Raw genomic sequence first — 17852 nt, 5'->3', positions numbered from 1 at the left:
AGCGCGGCGAACGAGGGGGACAGGGTTACTTCAGCGTAAAGCTTTGCGCCTGCACGTTGTCGGAGTCCAGGCCGACGAACACGTTGAATTTGCCCGGCTCCGCCCCCCATTTCAGGCTGGCGTTGTAGAACTTCAGATCGTCTTCGCTAATCGGCAGCTCAACCTGCTGCGACTGGCCGGCCTTCAGCGTCACTTTCTTGAAGTTGCGCAGCTCTTTCACCGGCCGGCTGACCGAGGCGGTCACGTCCTGCAGATACAGCTGCACCACCGTGGCGCCGTCGTACTTGCCGGTATTTTTCAGCGTGACGCTGGCGGTTAGCTTGCCGTTGCGCGCCATCGTCGGGCTGGACAATGTCAGATCCGACAGGCTGAAGGTGGTGTAGCTCAGGCCGTAACCGAACGGATACAGCGGGCCGTTGGGCGAATCGAAGTAGCGCGAGGTGTACTTGCCCGGATTCTCCTTGCCGAACGGGCGGCCGGTGTTCAGGTGGTTGTAGTACATCGGGATCTGGCCGACCGAGCGCGGGAAGGTCATCGGCAGCTTGCCCGATGGGTTGTAGTCGCCGAACAGCACGTCCGCCACTGCGTTGCCGCCCTCGGTGCCGCTGTACCAAGTTTCCAGCATCGCGTCCGCCTGCTCGCTCTCCCAGCTCAGCGCCAGCGGCCGGCCGTTCATCAGCACCAGCACCAGCGGCTTGCCGGTGGCTTTCAGCGCGGCGATCAGATCGCGCTGGCTCTGCGGGATCGTGATGTCGGCGCGGCTGGAGGCCTCATGCGCCATGCCCTGCGATTCCCCCACCACCGCCACCACCACGTCGGCCTTGTTCGCCGCCTGCACCGCTTCGTCGATCATCTGCTGCGGCGAACGGGTGTCGAACGCCACCGCCGGCTCATACTCATTCAGGTAGTCGATGATGCCTTTATCCTGCGTGACGTTGGCGCCCTTGGCGTAAAGAATGCGCGCCTTGTCGCCCACCGCCCGCTCCAGCCCTTCGCGCAGGGTCACCGACTGCTTGACCACCCCGGCGGCGGACCAGCTGCCCATCACGTCGCGCTGGCTGTCGGCCATCGGCCCGACCAGCGCGATGGTCGCCTGCTTGCTCAGCGGCAGCGTCTGCTTATCGTTCTTCAGCAGCACCATCGTTTTGCGTGCCACCACCCGCGCCTCAGCGCGGTGCAGGCGGCTTTCGGCGTTGGTGTCCTGCGGATCGGCACCCGCCGGGCCCAGATGCACATACGGATCGGTGAACAACCCCATGTCGTACTTGGTGTTCAGCACGTCGCGGCAGGCGCGGTCGATATCGCTTTCAGCCACCAGCCCGTCTTTCACCAGGCCCGGCAGGTATTTGTCGTAGAACTCGTCGCTCATGCTCATGTCGACGCCGGAGGTGATTGCCAGCCGCACCGCGTCGCGCGCGTCGGCGGCCACGCCGTGTTTAATCAGTTCTTTAATTGCGCCGTGGTCGCTGATGGTGATGCCTTTAAAGCCCCACTGGTCGCGCAGCAGATCTTTCAGCAACCACGGGTTGGCGGTGGCCGGCACGCCGTTGATCGCATTGAGCGACACCATCACCCCGCCGCTGCCGGCATCCACCGCCGCTTTATAAGGCGGCAGATAGTCCTGATGCATGCGCAGCGGGCTCATGTCGACGGTGTTGTAATCGCGGCCGCCTTCGACGGCGCCGTAAAGCGCAAAGTGCTTGACGCTGGCCATCACCGAACCGGGTTTGGCCGGGTCGCCGTTCTGGAAACCGTCGACCATCACCTTGGCGATTTTCGACACCAGCCAGGTGTCTTCGCCGAAGCCTTCGGAGACCCGCCCCCAGCGCGGATCGCGGGTGATATCGACCATCGGCGCAAAGGTCATGTTGAGGCCGTCATCGCTGGCCTCCTGCGCCGCCACCCGGGCGCTGAGCGCGATGGCTTCCAGATCGAAGCTGGCCGCCAGCCCCAGGCTGATCGGGAACACGGTGCGCTGACCGTGCACCACGTCATAGGCGAAGAACAACGGGATTTTCAGGCGGCTGAGCTGCATCGCCTGATCCTGCATCACCCGGATATCCGGCCGGGTAACGGTATTGAAGATGGCGCCGATCTGCCCTTTGCGGATGCCCTCGCGGATCGCTTCTTTCGGGTTATCCGGCCCGACGCTGATCAGCCGCAGCTGGCCGATCTTCTCTTCCAGCGTCATCTGCTTCATCAAATTGGACACGAAGGCGTCGCGCTGCTGGGCGTGCATGCCCTGCGTTATCGGCGTTTCCTGCGCAAAAGCCGGGCTGAGGGCCAGACCGGACAACATACTCACCACACAAAGCCATTTCATCTTGTTTTATCTCAGGCGTGTTTCCGCCGCCAACGCCGCGGAGTTTAATCGGAGTGAAGAAACAGTTTGCCACACTCTGTTTCATCGCCAAGGGAATTCGCATCGTTAATATTTACAAAGCATTACAGGTTATCGGCAGGTAATTCTGCAGCCGGGCGCGGCTGTCGGCGGCCTCCGCCGTCAGGAAATCGATAAACTGCGCCAGCGCCGGCGATGGCGCCCCGCGTTCAGGATAGACCAAATAATAGGCCGCGCCGCTGCTGACGCAGAGCGGGAACGGCGTGACGATACGCCGCGCCTGAATATCCTCCTCCAGCAGGCACAGATCGCCGATGGCGATGCCGAACCCCTGCAGCGCGGCGCTCATCGCCAGATCGAGGGTATCGAAATGCTGAGCCTTGCCGGACGGCAGCGCATCGGCCCCCGCCGCCTTCAGCCAGCGCAGCCAGTCGCGGCGATCGCGCGTCGGGTGCAGCAGGGTTTTGTCCGTCAAGTCCGCCAGCCGGGGCGTTGGCGGCAGGAACGTCGGCGTGCAGACCGGCGTGAGGATTTCGTCGAACAGCAGGTGCGCGCTCAGCTTTTTGCCCGGCGGCCGGCCGAATACCACCGCGGCGTCAAACTGCTCGGTGCTGAAATCCAGGCCGTGCGACACCGAGGCGGTCAGCTCAATATGCATGTCCGGCCGTTCATTCTGCAGGCGAATGATGCGCGGCAGCACCCAGCGCATCGCGCAGGTCGGGCATTTGATGCGCAGCGCCCCCGGCGGGGCGGCGGCCCGCGTCAGCGCCTCGTCCAACTGCCCCAGCGCCTGCTGCACCGGCACCAGCAGCTGCGCGCCCTGCGGCGTCAGCGCCAAACCGCGCGCCTGGCGGCTGAACAGCGGATAGCCCAGGCGCTGTTCCAGCCCGAGGATTTGCCGGCTGACCGCCCCCTGCGTCAGGTGCAGCTGCCGGGCGGCATGGGTAAAGTTGAGGCGTTGCGCCACCACCACGAAGGTTTTCAACACGTCGAGCGACGGCAGGGATATCGGCATAGCGGGCCTCGATTAGGTATGATCGTAGTGCATGGCAAGTATGACAAACTTTCCCTTGTCCGCCTACGCCGGCTGATGCTTAATCGCTCAACACTTCCCTGTTTGCCTGGAGCCCATCATGCAGAGCGCCTGCTCATCCCGCTCGAAGCTGCCGGACGTCGGCACCACCATTTTCACCGTCATTGGCCAACTCAGCGCCGAACATCAGGCCCTCAATCTGTCGCAGGGCGCGCCCAACTTCGCCGGCGACCCGCAGCTGATCGAGGCAACGGCGCAAGCCATGCGCGCAGGTCATAACCAATACGCGCCGATGAGCGGCGTGGCGGCGTTACGTGCTGCTCTGGCGGAAAAAGCTGAACGATTGTATGGCACACGCTATGACGCCGACGAAGAAATCACGGTGATCGCCAGCGCCAGCGAAGGGTTGTACTCGGCGATTAGCGCGCTGGTGCATCCCGGCGACGAGGTGATCTATTTCGAACCGGCGTTCGACAGCTATGCGCCGATCGTGCGCCTGCAGGGCGCCACGCCGGTGGCGATCAAGCTGTCGTTGCAGGATTTTCGCGTCGACTGGGACGAAGTGGCCGCCGCCATCAACGGCAAAACGCGCATGATCATCGTCAACACGCCGCACAACCCGACCGGCGCGGTGTTTGACGCGCACGACATCGAACGTCTGACCGCCCTGACCCGCGACACCGACATCGTGATCCTGTCCGACGAGGTCTACGAGCACGTGGTGTTCGACGGCGATATTCACCACAGCATGGCGCGCTACCCGCAGCTGGCGGAACGCAGCGTGATCGTGTCGTCGTTCGGTAAAACCTACCACGTCACCGGCTGGCGCGTCGGCTACTGCCTGGCGCCGGCGGCGCTGATGGACGAGATCCGCAAGGTGCACCAGTTTATGGTGTTCTCCGCCGATACGCCGATGCAGCACGCCTTCGCCGCCGCGCTCGCCAACCCGCAGAGCTACCTGGGGCTGGCGGCGTTTTATCAACAAAAGCGCGATCTGCTGGCCAGCGCCCTGCAGGATTCGCGCTTTGAGCTGCTGCCCAGCCGCGGCAGCTTCTTCATGCTGGCCCGCTTTAGCGGCTTCAGTCACGAAAGCGACAATGATTTCGCCGTGCGCTTGATCCGCGAAGCGAAGGTGGCGACGATCCCGCTGTCGGCGTTCTACAGTGACGGCACCGATACCGGCATTATCCGGCTGAGTTTTTCCAAAGATAACGAGACCCTGCTGGAAGGCGCGCGCCGCCTGAGCCAGGTGTGATTTTTTGTCCAACCATGGGAAAGGGGCACTGCCTATGAAAGCATTGAAAACGCTGTTCGCCGCCGGATGCCTGCTGGCCGCCGGCGCTTCGCTGGCGGCGGAAAACAGCCTGCGCTTCGGCCTGGAAGCGCTGTATCCGCCGTTCGAATCCAAATCCGCCAGCGGCAAACTGGAAGGGTTCGACATCGAACTGGGCGACGCTGTATGCGCCGCCGCGCAGTTGCAATGCAGCTGGGTGGAAACCTCGTTCGACAGCCTGATCCCGGCGCTGCAGGCGCGCAAGTTCGACGCCATCAACTCGGCGATGAACGTGACCGAACAGCGGCGTCAGGCGATCGCCTTCACCGACGCCATCTATCAGGTGCCGAACCGCCTGATCGCCAAGGCCAGCAGCGGCCTGCTGCCGGACGCCAAATCGCTGGCGGGCAAACACGTGGGCGTGCTGCAAGGATCGATTCAGGAGATTTACGCCAAAACCCATTGGGCGCCGGCGGGCGTGGACGTGGTGTCTTATCAGGATCAGAATCAGGTTTATCTCGATCTGGCGGCCGGTCGGCTTGACGCCACGCTGGTGATGGCGCCGTCGGGGCAAAGCGGCTTCCTGTCGCAGCCGGACGGCAAAGGCTTCGCCTTCGTCGGCGAGGCGGTGCGCGACGACAAAATCCTCGGTGAAGGTATCGCCTTCGGCCTGCGTAAAGGGGATGAGGCGCTGAAGAAAAAACTGGATGCCGCCATCGCCAAAGTGAAACAGCAAGGCACGGTGACGGCGCTGTCGAAGAAGTATTTCGGCGATATCGATGTGACGGTGAAGTGAGAGACGGGGGCGGCACCGCCGCCCCCTGCCGCGATTAGCGATCGAACACCGAGCTGTTCAGCGCGCGATCCTGCTGGTGGCGCTCCAGCGCCAATTCGATCAGGCGCGTGATCAGCGCCTGATAGCTGACGCCGCTGGCGGCCCACAGCTTGGGATACATGCTGATGTTGGTGAAGCCCGGCAGCGTGTTGATTTCGTTGATCACCACCTGGTTGTCCGGCGTCAGGAACACATCCACCCGCGCCAGCCCGAAGCACTCCAGCGCGCGGAACGCCTTCAGCGCCACCTCGCGGATGTGGTCGCTCACTTCCGGCGCGATTGCCGCCGGCACCACCACCTGAGCGCCCTGCTCATTGATGTATTTGGTGTCGTAAGCATAGAAGGCGTCGCTCAGCACGATCTCGCCGCATACGCTGGCCTGCGGATCGTCGTTGCCCAGCACCGCGCACTCGATCTCGCGGCCGACGATCGCCGACTCCACCAGCACCTTGTGATCGAAGCTGAAGGCCAGCGATACCGCCGCGTCGAACTCGGCGCGGTTTTCCACCTTGCTGACCCCGACCGACGAGCCCTGGTTGGCCGGCTTGACGAACAGCGGCAGGCCGAGGCGCTCGCTCAGTTGCTCAAACGTGAATCCGGCGCGGTTGGCGCGGGTCAGGGTGACGAACGGCGCCACCGCCAGCCCGGCATCGCGCAGCAGGCGCTTGGTCACGTCTTTATCCATGCTGACCGCCGAGCCGAGCACGCCGGCGCCGACGAACGGCATATTGGCCATGCGCAGCAGCCCCTGCAGCGAGCCGTCCTCCCCCAGCGTGCCGTGCACGATCGGGAAGATGACGTCGAGTTGGCCCAGCGCGCCGGCGCTGCCCGCTTCGATCAGCTGCTGTTTTTCCTGGCCCGGGATCAGCGCCACGTTCTTGTTCGAGCGGTTCAGCGCGATCAGCGCCGGGTTCTCGGCGTTGAGCAGGTAGTTGGAGGCGTCGTTGATGTGCCACTGCCCCTGTTTGTCGATCCCCAGCAGCGTGACGTCAAACTTCTCTTTGTCGATTGCATCCACAATGTTTTTGGCCGACTGCAGCGACACCTCATGCTCCGCCGACTTACCGCCAAAAATCACCCCAACACGTAGTTTAGTCACGCCTTAAATCCTTCTGAAAAATCATGGCAAAAAAGTCGTTTATCACAATAAACGCATTGCCTGGCGGCGGCAATCGTTGTTGCCAGAATCTTCTTACGCCACAGAATGCCACATCGCGACCATCCTAAACGTATACACTTCGTATATCGTTCACTTAGGGAGACGCCGATGGGCATCGTAAAAATTTCAGACGCGCTGCATGACGATCTGCGCCTCGCCAGCCTGACCATGACGCGTTCGATCAACGCGCAGGCCGAGTACTGGATCAAGATTGGCATGCTGGCGGAGTTCCATCCGGAACTGACCTACCCGCAGTTGGTAAAAAAAATGATGAAAGATAACGCGCTGACGCTGAAGGAGATTGTCGGGTGAAACAGATTGTGATTAAAACGCCGGAAGAGATTGCCAAAATGCGCCATTCCGGCGCCCTGCTGGCGAAAGTGTTTGCTATGCTCGATGAGGTCATCGTCGAAGGCATCTCCACCATGGAGATCAACGACCGCGCCGAGGCGTTTATCGTCGAAGAGCTGAAGTCGCGCCCGGCCAGCAAGGGGCAGTATGATTTCCCCTATGTGCTCAACACCTCAATCGACGACGTGGTGTGCCACGGGGTGCCGTCGGCCAGCAAAATCCTGCGTTCCGGCATGATCGTCAACGTGGACATCACGCTGGAAAACGGCGGCTATATCGCCGACTCCAGCAAGATGTACTGCGTCGGCCAGGTGACGCCGCTGGCCAAACGGCTGGTGAACAACGTCTATGAATCGATGTGGCAAGGCATTCGCGCGGTAAAACCGGGCGCTACCCTGGGGGATATCGGCCATGCCGTCCAGCGGCACGCCGAGCAGGCCGGCTACAGCATCGTGCGGGAATATTGCGGCCACGGCATCGGCCGCGATATGCATGAAGAGCCGGCGGTGCTGCACTACGGCCAACCCGGCAGCGGTCTGGTGCTGCAGGAAGGCATGGTGTTCACCATCGAGCCGATGATCAACCAGGGCGACCGCCGCATCAAGCAGAAGAAAGACGGCTGGACGGTGGTGACGCGCGACAAAAAACTGTCGGCGCAGTGGGAGCACACCGTGGCGGTCACCGCCGACGGTGTGGAGATCCTGACGCTGCGCGACGAAGAGCGCCGAGCCGGCTACGCCGAGCGTTACTAAACCCGTAAGCCATTGGCCTGGCAAGCCGATAGCTTAATAAGTTATTTAATTGATAACCTCTTAGCTTATATGCGGCACTCCGGCGCCGCGGTTAAAGCGACGGGGATGACAGGGAGACAGACAGCATGCAGTCAGGCAATCAGGCGTTTATCAATCAGCTCAAGGACATCGTCGGCGGCCCGCAGCTGTTGACCGGCGATCGCAACACCGAGCGGTATCGCAAGGGGTTCCGCTCCGGCGAAGGCCAGGCGCTGGCGGTGGTATTCCCAACCAACCTGCTGCAGCTGTGGCGCATTTTGCAGGCCTGCGTGGCCGCCGACAAAATCGTCATCATGCAGGCCGCCAATACCGGCCTGACCGAAGGATCGACCCCCAGCGGCAACGACTATGATCGCGACATCGTCATCGTCAGCACCCTGCGCCTCGACCATATTCAGGTGCTGGACAACGGCAAGCAGGTGGTCGGCTTCCCCGGCAGCACCCTGCACCACCTCGAGAAATTGCTCAAACCCTACGGCCGCGAACCGCATTCGGTGATCGGTTCCTCCTGTATCGGCGCCTCGGTGATCGGCGGCGTGTGCAACAACTCCGGCGGCTCGCTGGTGAAACGCGGCCCGGCCTATACCGAAATGGCGCTGTACGCCCAGCTAGGGGAAGACGGCCAGCTGCGCCTGGTGAATCATTTGGGCATCCGCCTCGGCGACACGCCGGAAGAGATCCTCACCCGGCTGGAAAAAGGCGATTACCGTCCAGAGGACGTCGAATACGGCGAGCTGCGCGCCTCGGATAACGAGTACGCCAGCCGGGTGCGCGACGTCGATGCCGATACCCCTTCCCGCTTTAACGCCGACAAACGCCGCCTGTTCGAGGCTTCCGGCTGCGCCGGCAAGCTGGCGGTGTTCGCGGTGCGGCTCGACACCTTCGAGAAAGAAGGCAAAGAGCAGGTATTCTATATCGGCACCAACGACACCGCGGTGCTGACCGAGCTGCGCCGCCACATGCTGAGCCAGTTCGACAATCTGCCGGTGGCCGGTGAGTACATGCACCGCGATATCTTCGACATCGCCGAGGTCTACGGCAAAGACACCTTCATGATGATCGACAAGCTCGGCACCGATCAGATGCCGCGCTTCTTCACCCTGAAAGGCCGCATGGACGCCAGCCTCAACAAGCTGCCGCTGCTGCCGCACAACCTGACCGACCGGCTGATGCAGGGCCTGAGCCATCTGGCGCCGAGCCACCTGCCGAAGCGCATGAAGGACTACCGCGAACGTTTCGAACATCACCTGCTGCTGAAGATGGCCGGCCCCGGCGTAGACGAAGCGCAGCGCTACCTGACCGAGTACTTCGCCCAGGCCGAAGGCGCTTTCTTCGCCTGCACGCCTGACGAAGGCAAAAAGGCCTTCCTGCACCGCTTCGCCGCCGCCGGCGCCGCCGTGCGCTACCATGCGGTGCACGCCGACAAGGTGGAGGATATTCTGGCGCTGGATATCGCCCTGCGCCGCAACGACACCGACTGGTTTGAAACGCTGCCGCCGGAAATCGACAGCCAGCTGGTGCATAAGCTGTATTACGGCCACTTTATGTGCCACGTCTTCCATCAGGACTACGTGGTGAAAAAAGGCGTCGACAGCCACGCGCTGAAGGAAAAGATGCTCGAGATCCTCAACCGGCGCGGCGCCGAATACCCGGCGGAGCATAACGTCGGCCACCTGTACCACGCCAAGGCGGATTTGCAGGCGTTCTACCGCGCCGCCGATCCGACCAACAGCTTCAACCCCGGCATCGGCAAAACCAGTAAACGCAAAGGCTGGGCCGAAGGCCCCCGCTAAGACCGCCCGATTGGCCCGCCGCCGCACCCGGCGCGGGCCTACTCTCCCCTGCCTGCCTCATCGTGATCTTTCTGCGCCCTTAAAGATGCATTTTTATTGCAACTTATAAATTTCCCGATTACCATTCATCGCAAATGAGAATCAATTACAAAACTGTCATGACGGATACATGGCATCCGCCGTGGCAATCACCGCGAAGTTGTTAATGAGAAGGAACCTACCATGAGTCAGACCCTCGATTCCGCCCAGCTGTTAGCCGCGCTCGATAAAGTGATGGTGATCTCCACCACCGATCTGCAGGGCACCATCACCTACGTCAACGATCTGTTTTGCCAACTGACCGGCTTTTCCCGGGAAGAGCTGGTGGGCCAGCCCCACAGCATCGTGCGCCACCCTTCCGTGCCGAAAGCGGTTTACAAAGCGATGTGGGACACCATCAAGGCGGGCGGCATCTGGACCGGCATCATTCCGAACGTCGGCAAAGGCGGCGTGCTGTACGTGGTCGACACCACAGTGCAACCGCTGTATGACGCCCAGGGCAATATCGCGGCCTATATCAGCATCCGCCGCGTGATCAACGATCTGATGACCGACTTCGAATCGGTGGAATTCGCCAAAGAACAGTTCGACAACCACTACGACAATTAACCGCCATGGCCGACCTTATCGAACGCATCCTGATTGGTTACGGTTCGGAGTCGGGCAACGCCCGGGCGCTGGCGATGCGCCTGGGCGAGCAAAGCAGCCTGCAACCCTACCGCCCCGTCGTGAAAGAACTCAACGCCATCCAGCCCGCCGATGTGGGCGAGCATGACGCCCTACTGATCGTCTCGAGCTCATTTGGCGACGGCGAACCGCCCGCCAACGCCGAACGTTTTTCCGACGCGCTGGCGCAATGGCCTGACCGCCACCGGTTGCGCTACGCCATCTTCGGCCTCGGCGACACCGCGTACCCGCATTTCTGCGGCTTCACGCAGGCGCTGGATGCACGCCTGACGCAATACGGCGCCCACGCCATCGTCAATCGCGTCGACGCAGACGTTAACTTCGAACCGTTCTTCGCAACCTGGCTGACGACGCTGGATAAGGTGCTGGCCGGCGATGCCCAGGCCGGCCGCGATTTACATCTGCGCGTAACCGCCTACGGTGAAGACCATGCGTTCAGCGCCGCCCTCCTCGAACGGCGGCCGCTCAGCGCACGCACGCCACAGGCCTGGCACCTGCGGCTGAATATCGCCGGCAGCGGCATCGTTTACCGGGCGGGAGATACCGTCTATCTGTTGCCGGAGAACGACGAAGGATTATTGACCCGGCTGGCTGACTGGCTCGGCAGGCCGGAGGCCGTCGACACGCTGCGGCGTCGGGAGCTGCGCCAGCTCAGCAAAACGACGCTGCGCGAACTGGCGCAGTTGGCCGACAGCGAAGAACTCAAAGGCTTGCTCAAGATCCGCCAGCGCAAAGCCCTGGAGAGCTATCTGTACGGCGCCGATCTGCTGGACGTGCTGCACGATTTTTGCCCGCCGCACGCGGTCACTCTGGAGAACCTGCTGACGCTGCTGCCCGTTTGCCTGCCGCGCGCCTACTCCATCGCTTCGGCAAGGCGGGAAGAGAGCCTCGATCTGTGCGTGCGCGACGTGCATTATGAACGCGGCGGCCGCACCCGGCGCGGCACGGCGACCGGCTGGCTGCTCAGCCAACCCGGCCCTTTCCGCCTCTTCTGCCGCGCCAACCCCGGCTTTTACCTGCCGCGCGATACCACCGTACCGGTGCTGCTTATCGGCACCGGTACCGGCATCGCACCGTTGATTGGCTTACTGCGCGAAATGGCCGCCCAGGGCGAACGGCGTGAAACCGTGCTGATCTTCGGTGAGAAAAGGCGCGATGAAGACTTCCTGTATGGCGAGGAGTTGGTCACGCTGAACGCGGCGGGCGTACTCACGCGGCTCATCACGGCATTCTCACGCGACACCGCCGACAAGTATTACGTGCAACACGCCATCGACGATCACGCCGATGCCATCAGCGGCCTGCTGCGGCGGGGGGCGCATGTCTACCTATGCGGCAATCGCCAGTATCTGGAACATGCCGTGGCGACGGCGCTGGAGCAAGCCCACGGGGCGGAAAACCTGTGGCAGACGCTGATTGAGCAGCAGCGTCTGCATCTGGAGCTCTATTGAGACAGGGCGGCGTTCACCGCTCCGCGCGCAGCAGCAAGGACACGATGAACGCGCCCCCCAGCCCCGCCGTAATGATGCCGATGGGCAGCTCCTGATTGGGGATCAGGCTGCGGCTGAGCATGTCACCGCCGGTCAGCAGCATCGCCCCCAGCATGCCGCACATCGGCACGGACAATCGGTGGCGCACGCCCACCAGGCGCCGGGCCAGATAAGGCACCATCAGCCCGACAAAGCCGATCACGCCCGTCAGCGAAACGAGAAACGCCGTGGACAGTGCGCAGCATAGAAAGGTCTCGGTGCGCAGCCGCGCCACGTTGACCCCCATCGAATGGGCGGTTTGCTCGCCCGCCAGCAGCGCGTCCAGCGCCCGCCAACGCAGCGCCGTAAACCCGGCCAGCAGCACGAAACTCGCCAGCGGAATGAACAGATTATCCCAACGCGCCAGCCCCAGCCCACCGAGCGACCAGAACAACACCGAACCGGCCGCCCGCTGATCGCCGGAAAACACCAGGTAGCTGGTCAGCGCGCTAAACAAAAATGAGACCGCCAGGCCACAGACGATCAGCTGCTCGGCGCGCCTGACCCGGCTGACGCGAAACAGGATCATCACCGCCATCGCGGACAGAATGCCGCCGACGAAAGCGGACAGCGGCAACGTCAGTACGCCCAACGCATCACCGAAGCGCGTGATGACCAGCACTGCGCCGGCGGAGGCACCGGAAGAGAGCCCAAACAAAAAAGGATCGGCCAACTCATTGCGGGTGGTGGTCTGCAGCAGCGCGCCGGTCATCGCCAGTCCGGCGCCGGTTAACGCCGCCAACAAAGCCCTGGGCACCCGCAGCTGCACGACGATGGTGTCCAGCATGCCGGAAAGCGGCGCCGAACCGAGCCCTAACGCCGCAAACGCCTGCCGCCATGACAGCGCGACGCTCCCCAGCTGCAGGCTCCAGATCATTAGCCCGCACAATACCGACAGCGCCAGCGGTGCGAGCAGCATAAAGCGCCGAGTCGGCGAGTTCATTCAGCCTCCGGCGCGTACAGCGCCCGCGCCAGCTTTTCCACTGCGCCGATGTTGGCCGGCCCCGGCGTCAGCTCCGCATACTGCAGTTTCAGATAGCGGTGGTGCCGTACGGCAGGCGTCAATTTCATCAACGGGTGAGACTCGAGGAAGCGCCGCAGCGCATCGGCGCCCGAGCCGGTCTGGTAATCAAGCAGAATAATGAAGTCGGGCTCGGCCGCCGCTACCGCCTCCCAGGACGCCGTCGTCCAGCTCGCCGACAAACCGTCCATCACGTTGCGGCCGCCCGCCGCTTCGATGATCGCCGTCGGCATAGCGTATTTGCCGCTGGTGAAAGGCTTCTCCTCCCCCGAGTCATAGACGAACACCTTGAGCGGCGGCTGGCCCGCCGGCCTGGCGGGAAGCGCAGCCAACCGGCGCTGCCAGCCCTCAACCAGCGCGGTGGCCTCTTGCTGCTTGCCGAAAATCTTGCCGAGCTTCAGCTCATCGTCATACAGCAGGTTCATATCGGCCTTCTGCGGCCGCCCGCCGGCCTGTACGCAGCTCTCGCTCAGCACCAGCGTTTTGATGCCGAACGGGGCGAGCTTCTCCGGCGTGACATCGCCGCCAATCTTCATGCCGTAATTCCAGCCGGCGAAAAAGAAATCCGGCTGTGCCGCCAGCAGCGTTTCCAAAGCGGGATATTTCGGCGCCAGCTCGGGAATGGTGCCCATCGCGGCCTTGAAGTCGGGCGTCAGTTTGTACCAGCCGGTGATGCCGGTCAGCCCGACAATGCGATCCTGCAGATGCAGTGCAAAGGCCATCTCGGCCATGTTGATGTCGTTGATGACGGCGCGCTGCGGCGCCTGGTTGAAGGTGACCGGCACACCGCAGCTTTCTACGGTGACGGGAAATTGTTCAGCCGCCGCCGACCTGGCGGCCAACAGCAGCAGCAGGATGAATACGCGTGCGTTCATGTTTCTCTCTGGTTTATCAAGCGCAATGGGGAACGTCAAAAATGCGCAGCGTTTTCCCGCTGACGGGATGTGCCACCTTGAAACTGTTCATGCCGAACACCGGCAGAATCACCGGGGTCTGCAACACCGCCTCGGGCGTACCACAGGCCACCTGACGGCTTTCGTTGAGCACCAGGATCCGATCGGCAAACGCCTCTGCCACGGGCAGATCGTGCAAGACCGCAATCACGGCGATGTCTTTATTTTTCACTAACGACAGCAGCGCCGAGCGCCCGGGCGGATCGAGGTGATTGGTCGGTTCATCCAGCAACAACAGATCGGGAGACTGCGCCAACGCCCTAGCCAGCGCGGCACGCTGGCGCTGGCCGCCCGAGAGCCGCCCCAACGGGTGGTGCCTGAGCGGCACCAACCCGGTTTCCCCGATGGCTTCGTCAACGATGCGCTTTCCCGTCGCAGAACATGCGCCATGCGGCAAACGGCCCAACGCCACGTAGTCCTCAACCGACAGCCGCAAATCCGGCGAATCGTTTTGCGCCAGAAAGGCGATGCTTCTGGCGCGCTCCGCCGCCGGCCACGCGGACAAGGCGCGCCCTCGCCAGTAAATGCCGCCGCTGTCCGGCCGCGTTTCACCGATCAGGGCACGCAACAGGCTGGACTTGCCGCTGCCGTTAGGGCCGATCACCGCCAGCTTCTCACCGGCGCGCAGCGCGAAATGGATGTTGTCGAGTATCAATGCCCCGCCGTGGCCGGTCAGGCTAATCCCATCAACGTGGAGGATGTCGTGAACTGAATTCATTATGCGCAAATTGTTATATTATAACATATCAATATTTTTACCACGATTACGCGCCTTCTGCAAAAGCGAATCGCAGCGTCTTTCGTCGCACGCATTGCGTGAACCGAGGCAAGAGCAAGCCGCGCCCTCTGCGTCAAAACTGCGCGGCCAAAGCAACATAGCATACCTCCCAATAAATGATAATGATTTTCATTATCATTTAAATCACTGCGATTTCCGATTGCACGCCCCGCTGAACTTAGTTATGTTTGAGCGATTAGTTTCATTCCCGGTTTTCAGGAACTCACATGGCCTACCTGGCGCACAGCACAGATCCGACAAACGCGACCGTTCCGGCCGCCGTTTTGCTGTGTGCTTCTTCCGCTCCACCCGCCGTTTCCTCTGTCGTTTCAGCGGTTGCCGCTTACCCGCCACGCATTGTGGTCGTGCGCTAAGCCAAACCGACTTTTTACCTCCGGCTTATTGATCTGTTGCGTTCAGGCGTAGACCGCCGCGCGCGCCGGAGCCTGTAATTTTCACGACAGGTGAAATTGACATGCGATTACCTTCTCTCTGGGCCAATGCCGGCCTGGCTACGCTGTTCGTCCTGCTTTGGAGCAGCGGCGCGATTTTCTCCCGTTGGGGGCTGGAGCACGCCTCCGCCTTCGCTTTTCTGTTCTTCCGCTGCGCCATCGCGCTGGCGGTGCTGTTGGCCATCGGCCTGTGGCAGCGCCAGTGCCTGCCCGCCCCCGGCACCCGCCGGCGCGTCGCGCTGATTGGCGTGCTGATGATCGGCAGCTATCAAATCTGCTATCTGCTGGCGTTGGAACAGGGTATTACGCCCGGCGTGCTGGCCACGTTGCTTGGCGTACAGCCGATCCTCACCCAGTTCATCACCGAACGGCGCTGCACCGGGCTGCGGGCGCTCGGCCTGGCGCTGGCGATGGCCGGGCTGACGCTGGTGGTGTACCAAAGCCTGATGGTGGCCCACTTCTCGCTGAGCGGCATGCTGTTCGCCTTTATCGCGCTGGGCTGCATGACCGCCGGCACCCTGCTGCAAAAAGGCATGACGCAGCCGCCGCTGGCGGTCTTGCCGCTGCAGTATGCCGTCGGGTTGCTGATGTGTACGCTGGCGCTGCCGTTTGAGCCGCTGCGGGTCGAGTGGCGGCCAGAGTTCGTGCTGCCGCTGCTGTGGATGGCGGTGGTGATCTCGGTGCTGGCAACCTTCTTGCTGTATCGCCTGATCCAGCGCGGCAACCTGGTGCAGGTCACCAGCCTGTTCTATCTGATCCCGGCGGTCACCGCCCTGCTGGACTACCTGCTGCTCGGCCACGCGCTGGCGGCGCTGAGCCTGCTGGGCATGGCGGGCATCGTGCTCGGCGTGATGCTGGTTTTCCGCCGCGCATAAAAGCAAAAGCCCCCGCGCCGTTCCACCGGCGCGGGGGCGACAACAACAGCCGTTAACTCAGAATAACCAGGAACCGTACCCCCACAGCAGCACCGTCACCCCAAGCAGCAGCTCGAGCAACAGAATGCCGATGGCGAAGGTCGAGCTGGAGAAGATGAACCCTTCCTTACTGTCGATATTCAGGAAGTGCGGGATCCCCAGATTCAGCAGATAGCCCGAATAGCACAGGCCGATAATGCCGACAAACAGACACAGCCAGACGACCGGATAGAGCGCCACAATCCCGCTGAGGAACATCGGGGTCGCCACGTAGCCGGCGAACACCATGCAGCGGTGCAGGCTGGGGCGCGATTCATAGCGCCGCGCCATCCAGTGAATGACTTTCCCCATGGCCGCTACGCCCGCCAGCATCAGCAGGTAAAACGCCACGGCGGTATAAAGCGCGGTAAACATGTCGAGCCTGATGGCATGTCCCTCGCCGGAGAGCCAGCCCAGCTGGGTGGTGCCGATAAAAGCGCAGACCACCGGGATTGCTGCCAAGAGCAACACGTGATGGGTGTATAGGTGCGAGACGCTTTCATTCTCGTTTTTGATCTGTTCGAACTCGGCGCTGGGATGCGCCAGAAGTCCCCAAACATGACTGACCATGAGACACCTCCTATCTCGCCGTAGGCCGCGATCGGCGAACGAATTTCACACCTCCGACGGACTGCTACCCGTGCGAGGATTGCGGCCACGGGGCTCTCTCCCCTGTACTCATTATAGTCTTTCGGCGAAAAAACGTGCGGAAAGCGCAACGCTGCGGCGCTTTGTCTTATACTCCCACCATAAAAACCAGGCTGCGAGGAAGGTCATGTCATCCGTTATCACCACCCGCCAGGCGGGGATCGTCGACGTCGACGCCGGGCGCAACGTCACCGTTGTCGAGCCCTGCAATCTGTACGGCTGCCGGCTCGGCGACGATGTCTTCGTCGGCCCGTTCGTGGAGATCCAGCGCCACGTCAGCATCGGCGCACGCAGTAAAATTCAGTCGCACAGCTTTATCTGCGAATACGTTACCCTCGGCGAAGCGTGCTTTGTCGGCCACGGCGTCACCTTCGCCAACGATCTGTTCAAAGACGGCGCGCCCAATGCAGATCCAGCCAGCTGGGGGCGCACGCGCGTCGGCGATCGGGTGTCCATCGGCTCCGGCGCCACCATCCTGGCGGTGGAGATCTGCAGCGACGCGGTGATCGGCGCCGGGGCGGTCGTGACCCGCAACATCACCCGCAAGGGGATTTATGCCGGCAACCCGGCGCGCCTGCTGCGAGAGCTACCGTAATGACCGCGGCCATCCGCATTGCGGCCATTGAGGCGCTGCCCGATGATTACCTGACGCGCGGCGATTTCGGCTTTACCATCCGCTGTTACGCCCTGCCGCAGTTCGACACCCCGGTCGACAGCTGGCCAACCCGCCCGGTGGCGCCGTTTCGCAAGCAGTATCCCCTGGCGCCGTTCGCCAACGAAGACAGCGCGACTTTCCTGGCATATCGCCAGGACCAAGCCGTTGGCCACATCACGCTGAGCAAAAACTGGAACGGTTACACCCTGATCGACGAGATCGCGGTCAGCGCTCACGCGCGCCGTCAGGGCATCGCCGGGGCGCTGCTGGACTGCGCCAAACAGTGGGCGCGACAGCAGGAAACCTCGGGTATGATGCTCGAAACGCAGAACAACAATCTGGCCGCCTGTCGCTGCTACCAGCATTACGGGTTTATTCTCGGCGGCATCGACCGTTTGCTGTACCGCGCCGAGCCGGAGATCGCCGATCACGAAATCGCGCTGTTCTGGTATTTGCCGTTCAATAGCGAAATCGGTTACTGATTTATCGGCCGCCATTGAGGCTATGTTTACTTTTTAACCCCTACCATCGGATGAGAACTGTTATCACTGACTCTGATAA

Annotated in this window: 17 protein-coding genes; 10 read left to right on the top strand and 7 right to left on the bottom strand. The window is 62.2% G+C overall.

Going from position 1 to position 17852, the window contains the following annotated elements; translation table 11 throughout:
* Positions 1-25 precede the first annotated feature (25 nt).
* Positions 26-2323: a beta-glucosidase BglX gene (bglX, locus tag ACJ8PI_RS02455; RefSeq protein ID WP_033647044.1), complete on the bottom strand. Its 2298-nt coding sequence runs from the start codon at positions 2321-2323 to the stop codon at positions 26-28.
* A gap of 112 nt (positions 2324-2435) precedes the next feature.
* Positions 2436-3356: a LysR substrate-binding domain-containing protein gene (locus ACJ8PI_RS02450; protein WP_041033988.1), complete on the bottom strand. Its 921-nt coding sequence runs from the start codon at positions 3354-3356 to the stop codon at positions 2436-2438.
* A 118-nt stretch (positions 3357-3474) separates the two neighbouring features.
* Here ACJ8PI_RS02450 and ACJ8PI_RS02445 point away from each other — a divergent pair, with 118 nt between their 5' ends.
* Together ACJ8PI_RS02445 and ACJ8PI_RS02440 are read left to right on the top strand one after the other, a co-directional pair.
* The gene (locus ACJ8PI_RS02445) at positions 3475-4629 is read left to right on the top strand and encodes a pyridoxal phosphate-dependent aminotransferase (RefSeq protein ID WP_033653470.1); all 1155 of its coding nucleotides are present in this window, start codon (positions 3475-3477) and stop codon (positions 4627-4629) included.
* Positions 4630-4663: 34 nt separating this feature from the next.
* Entirely contained in the window at positions 4664-5443 is a 780-nt protein-coding gene (locus ACJ8PI_RS02440; protein WP_130042675.1) for an ABC transporter substrate-binding protein, read from the top strand.
* Positions 5444-5477: 34 nt separating this feature from the next.
* Here ACJ8PI_RS02440 and ddlA read toward each other — a convergent pair whose 3' ends face one another.
* Complete coding sequence (gene ddlA / locus ACJ8PI_RS02435) at positions 5478-6581, bottom strand: D-alanine--D-alanine ligase (protein ID WP_049195873.1); 1104 nt, start codon at positions 6579-6581, stop codon at positions 5478-5480.
* A gap of 168 nt (positions 6582-6749) precedes the next feature.
* On the opposite strand from ddlA, the gene ACJ8PI_RS02430 reads away from it, so the two are divergent.
* The 5 genes from ACJ8PI_RS02430 (at position 6750) to ACJ8PI_RS02410 (ending at position 11753) form a co-directional block, all read left to right on the top strand.
* Positions 6750-6953 carry a ParD-like family protein gene (locus ACJ8PI_RS02430; RefSeq protein ID WP_006324220.1) on the top strand — a complete coding sequence of 68 codons (204 nt, stop codon included), beginning with the start codon at positions 6750-6752 and terminating at the stop codon, positions 6951-6953.
* Positions 6950-7744, top strand: a complete 795-nt coding sequence (map, locus tag ACJ8PI_RS02425; RefSeq protein ID WP_033653472.1) for a type I methionyl aminopeptidase — start codon at positions 6950-6952, stop codon at positions 7742-7744. The genes ACJ8PI_RS02430 and map overlap by 4 nt, the downstream gene beginning before the upstream one ends.
* A 125-nt stretch (positions 7745-7869) precedes the next feature.
* Entirely contained in the window at positions 7870-9576 is a 1707-nt protein-coding gene (dld, locus tag ACJ8PI_RS02420; RefSeq protein WP_049234974.1) for a D-lactate dehydrogenase, read from the top strand.
* A gap of 222 nt (positions 9577-9798) precedes the next feature.
* Positions 9799-10224, top strand: a complete 426-nt coding sequence (locus tag ACJ8PI_RS02415) for a PAS domain-containing protein (RefSeq protein WP_049234976.1) — start codon at positions 9799-9801, stop codon at positions 10222-10224.
* 5 nt (positions 10225-10229) lie between these two features.
* On the top strand, positions 10230-11753 hold the full coding sequence (locus tag ACJ8PI_RS02410; RefSeq protein ID WP_164134037.1) for a flavodoxin domain-containing protein: 1524 nt from the start codon (positions 10230-10232) through the stop codon (positions 11751-11753).
* Positions 11754-11766: 13 nt separating this feature from the next.
* On the opposite strand, the gene ACJ8PI_RS02405 is transcribed toward ACJ8PI_RS02410, so the two are convergent.
* From ACJ8PI_RS02405 to ACJ8PI_RS02395, 3 genes are read right to left on the bottom strand one after another with little or no spacing between them, the layout of a single operon-like run.
* Positions 11767-12774: a FecCD family ABC transporter permease gene (locus tag ACJ8PI_RS02405; RefSeq protein WP_049195876.1), complete on the bottom strand. Its 1008-nt coding sequence runs from the start codon at positions 12772-12774 to the stop codon at positions 11767-11769.
* Complete coding sequence (locus ACJ8PI_RS02400; RefSeq protein WP_164134036.1) at positions 12771-13727, bottom strand: ABC transporter substrate-binding protein; 957 nt, start codon at positions 13725-13727, stop codon at positions 12771-12773. The genes ACJ8PI_RS02405 and ACJ8PI_RS02400 overlap by 4 nt, the downstream gene beginning before the upstream one ends.
* Positions 13728-13743: 16 nt before the next feature.
* Positions 13744-14460, bottom strand: coding sequence for an ABC transporter ATP-binding protein (locus ACJ8PI_RS02395; RefSeq protein ID WP_060420052.1), 717 nt, complete (start codon positions 14458-14460; stop codon positions 13744-13746).
* A gap of 598 nt (positions 14461-15058) precedes the next feature.
* On the opposite strand from ACJ8PI_RS02395, the gene ACJ8PI_RS02390 reads away from it, so the two are divergent.
* Positions 15059-15910 carry a DMT family transporter gene (locus ACJ8PI_RS02390; RefSeq protein ID WP_033653478.1) on the top strand — a complete coding sequence of 284 codons (852 nt, stop codon included), beginning with the start codon at positions 15059-15061 and terminating at the stop codon, positions 15908-15910.
* A 57-nt stretch (positions 15911-15967) separates the two neighbouring features.
* On the opposite strand, the gene ACJ8PI_RS02385 is transcribed toward ACJ8PI_RS02390, so the two are convergent.
* The gene (locus ACJ8PI_RS02385) at positions 15968-16558 is read right to left on the bottom strand and encodes a Yip1 family protein (RefSeq protein WP_033637547.1); all 591 of its coding nucleotides are present in this window, start codon (positions 16556-16558) and stop codon (positions 15968-15970) included.
* Positions 16559-16763: 205 nt separating this feature from the next.
* Here ACJ8PI_RS02385 and ACJ8PI_RS02380 point away from each other — a divergent pair, with 205 nt between their 5' ends.
* Together ACJ8PI_RS02380 and ACJ8PI_RS02375 are read left to right on the top strand one after the other, a co-directional pair.
* Positions 16764-17231, top strand: coding sequence for an acyltransferase (locus ACJ8PI_RS02380; protein ID WP_033647061.1), 468 nt, complete (start codon positions 16764-16766; stop codon positions 17229-17231).
* Positions 17231-17773, top strand: a complete 543-nt coding sequence (locus ACJ8PI_RS02375) for a GNAT family N-acetyltransferase (RefSeq protein ID WP_041033982.1) — start codon at positions 17231-17233, stop codon at positions 17771-17773. The genes ACJ8PI_RS02380 and ACJ8PI_RS02375 overlap by 1 nt, the downstream gene beginning before the upstream one ends.
* The last annotated feature ends 79 nt before the right edge of the window (positions 17774-17852 follow it).

Origin of the sequence: Serratia sp. CY82433, from assembly GCF_052166535.1 — a bacterium.
Classification (GTDB): domain Bacteria; phylum Pseudomonadota; class Gammaproteobacteria; order Enterobacterales; family Enterobacteriaceae; genus Serratia; species Serratia sarumanii.
The sequence above is the reverse complement of the archived record's forward strand: the minus strand, read 5'-3'. Positions and strand labels throughout refer to the sequence as shown.

Bases quoted from the DNA above. Each gene is read 5' to 3' on its own strand.
- bglX (WP_033647044.1), bottom strand. From the start codon at position 2,323: ATGAAATGGCTTTGTGTGGTGAGTATGTTGTCCGGTCTGGCCCTCAGC.
- ACJ8PI_RS02450 (WP_041033988.1), bottom strand. From the start codon at position 3,356: ATGCCGATATCCCTGCCGTCGCTCGACGTGTTGAAAACCTTCGTGGTG.
- ACJ8PI_RS02445 (WP_033653470.1), top strand. From the start codon at position 3,475: ATGCAGAGCGCCTGCTCATCCCGCTCGAAGCTGCCGGACGTCGGCACC.
- ACJ8PI_RS02440 (WP_130042675.1), top strand. From the start codon at position 4,664: ATGAAAGCATTGAAAACGCTGTTCGCCGCCGGATGCCTGCTGGCCGCC.
- ACJ8PI_RS02430 (WP_006324220.1), top strand. From the start codon at position 6,750: ATGGGCATCGTAAAAATTTCAGACGCGCTGCATGACGATCTGCGCCTC.
- dld (WP_049234974.1), top strand. From the start codon at position 7,870: ATGCAGTCAGGCAATCAGGCGTTTATCAATCAGCTCAAGGACATCGTC.
- ACJ8PI_RS02415 (WP_049234976.1), top strand. From the start codon at position 9,799: ATGAGTCAGACCCTCGATTCCGCCCAGCTGTTAGCCGCGCTCGATAAA.
- ACJ8PI_RS02410 (WP_164134037.1), top strand. From the start codon at position 10,230: ATGGCCGACCTTATCGAACGCATCCTGATTGGTTACGGTTCGGAGTCG.
- ACJ8PI_RS02405 (WP_049195876.1), bottom strand. From the start codon at position 12,774: ATGAACTCGCCGACTCGGCGCTTTATGCTGCTCGCACCGCTGGCGCTG.
- ACJ8PI_RS02400 (WP_164134036.1), bottom strand. From the start codon at position 13,727: ATGAACGCACGCGTATTCATCCTGCTGCTGCTGTTGGCCGCCAGGTCG.
- ACJ8PI_RS02390 (WP_033653478.1), top strand. From the start codon at position 15,059: ATGCGATTACCTTCTCTCTGGGCCAATGCCGGCCTGGCTACGCTGTTC.
- ACJ8PI_RS02385 (WP_033637547.1), bottom strand. From the start codon at position 16,558: ATGGTCAGTCATGTTTGGGGACTTCTGGCGCATCCCAGCGCCGAGTTC.
- ACJ8PI_RS02380 (WP_033647061.1), top strand. From the start codon at position 16,764: ATGTCATCCGTTATCACCACCCGCCAGGCGGGGATCGTCGACGTCGAC.
- ACJ8PI_RS02375 (WP_041033982.1), top strand. From the start codon at position 17,231: ATGACCGCGGCCATCCGCATTGCGGCCATTGAGGCGCTGCCCGATGAT.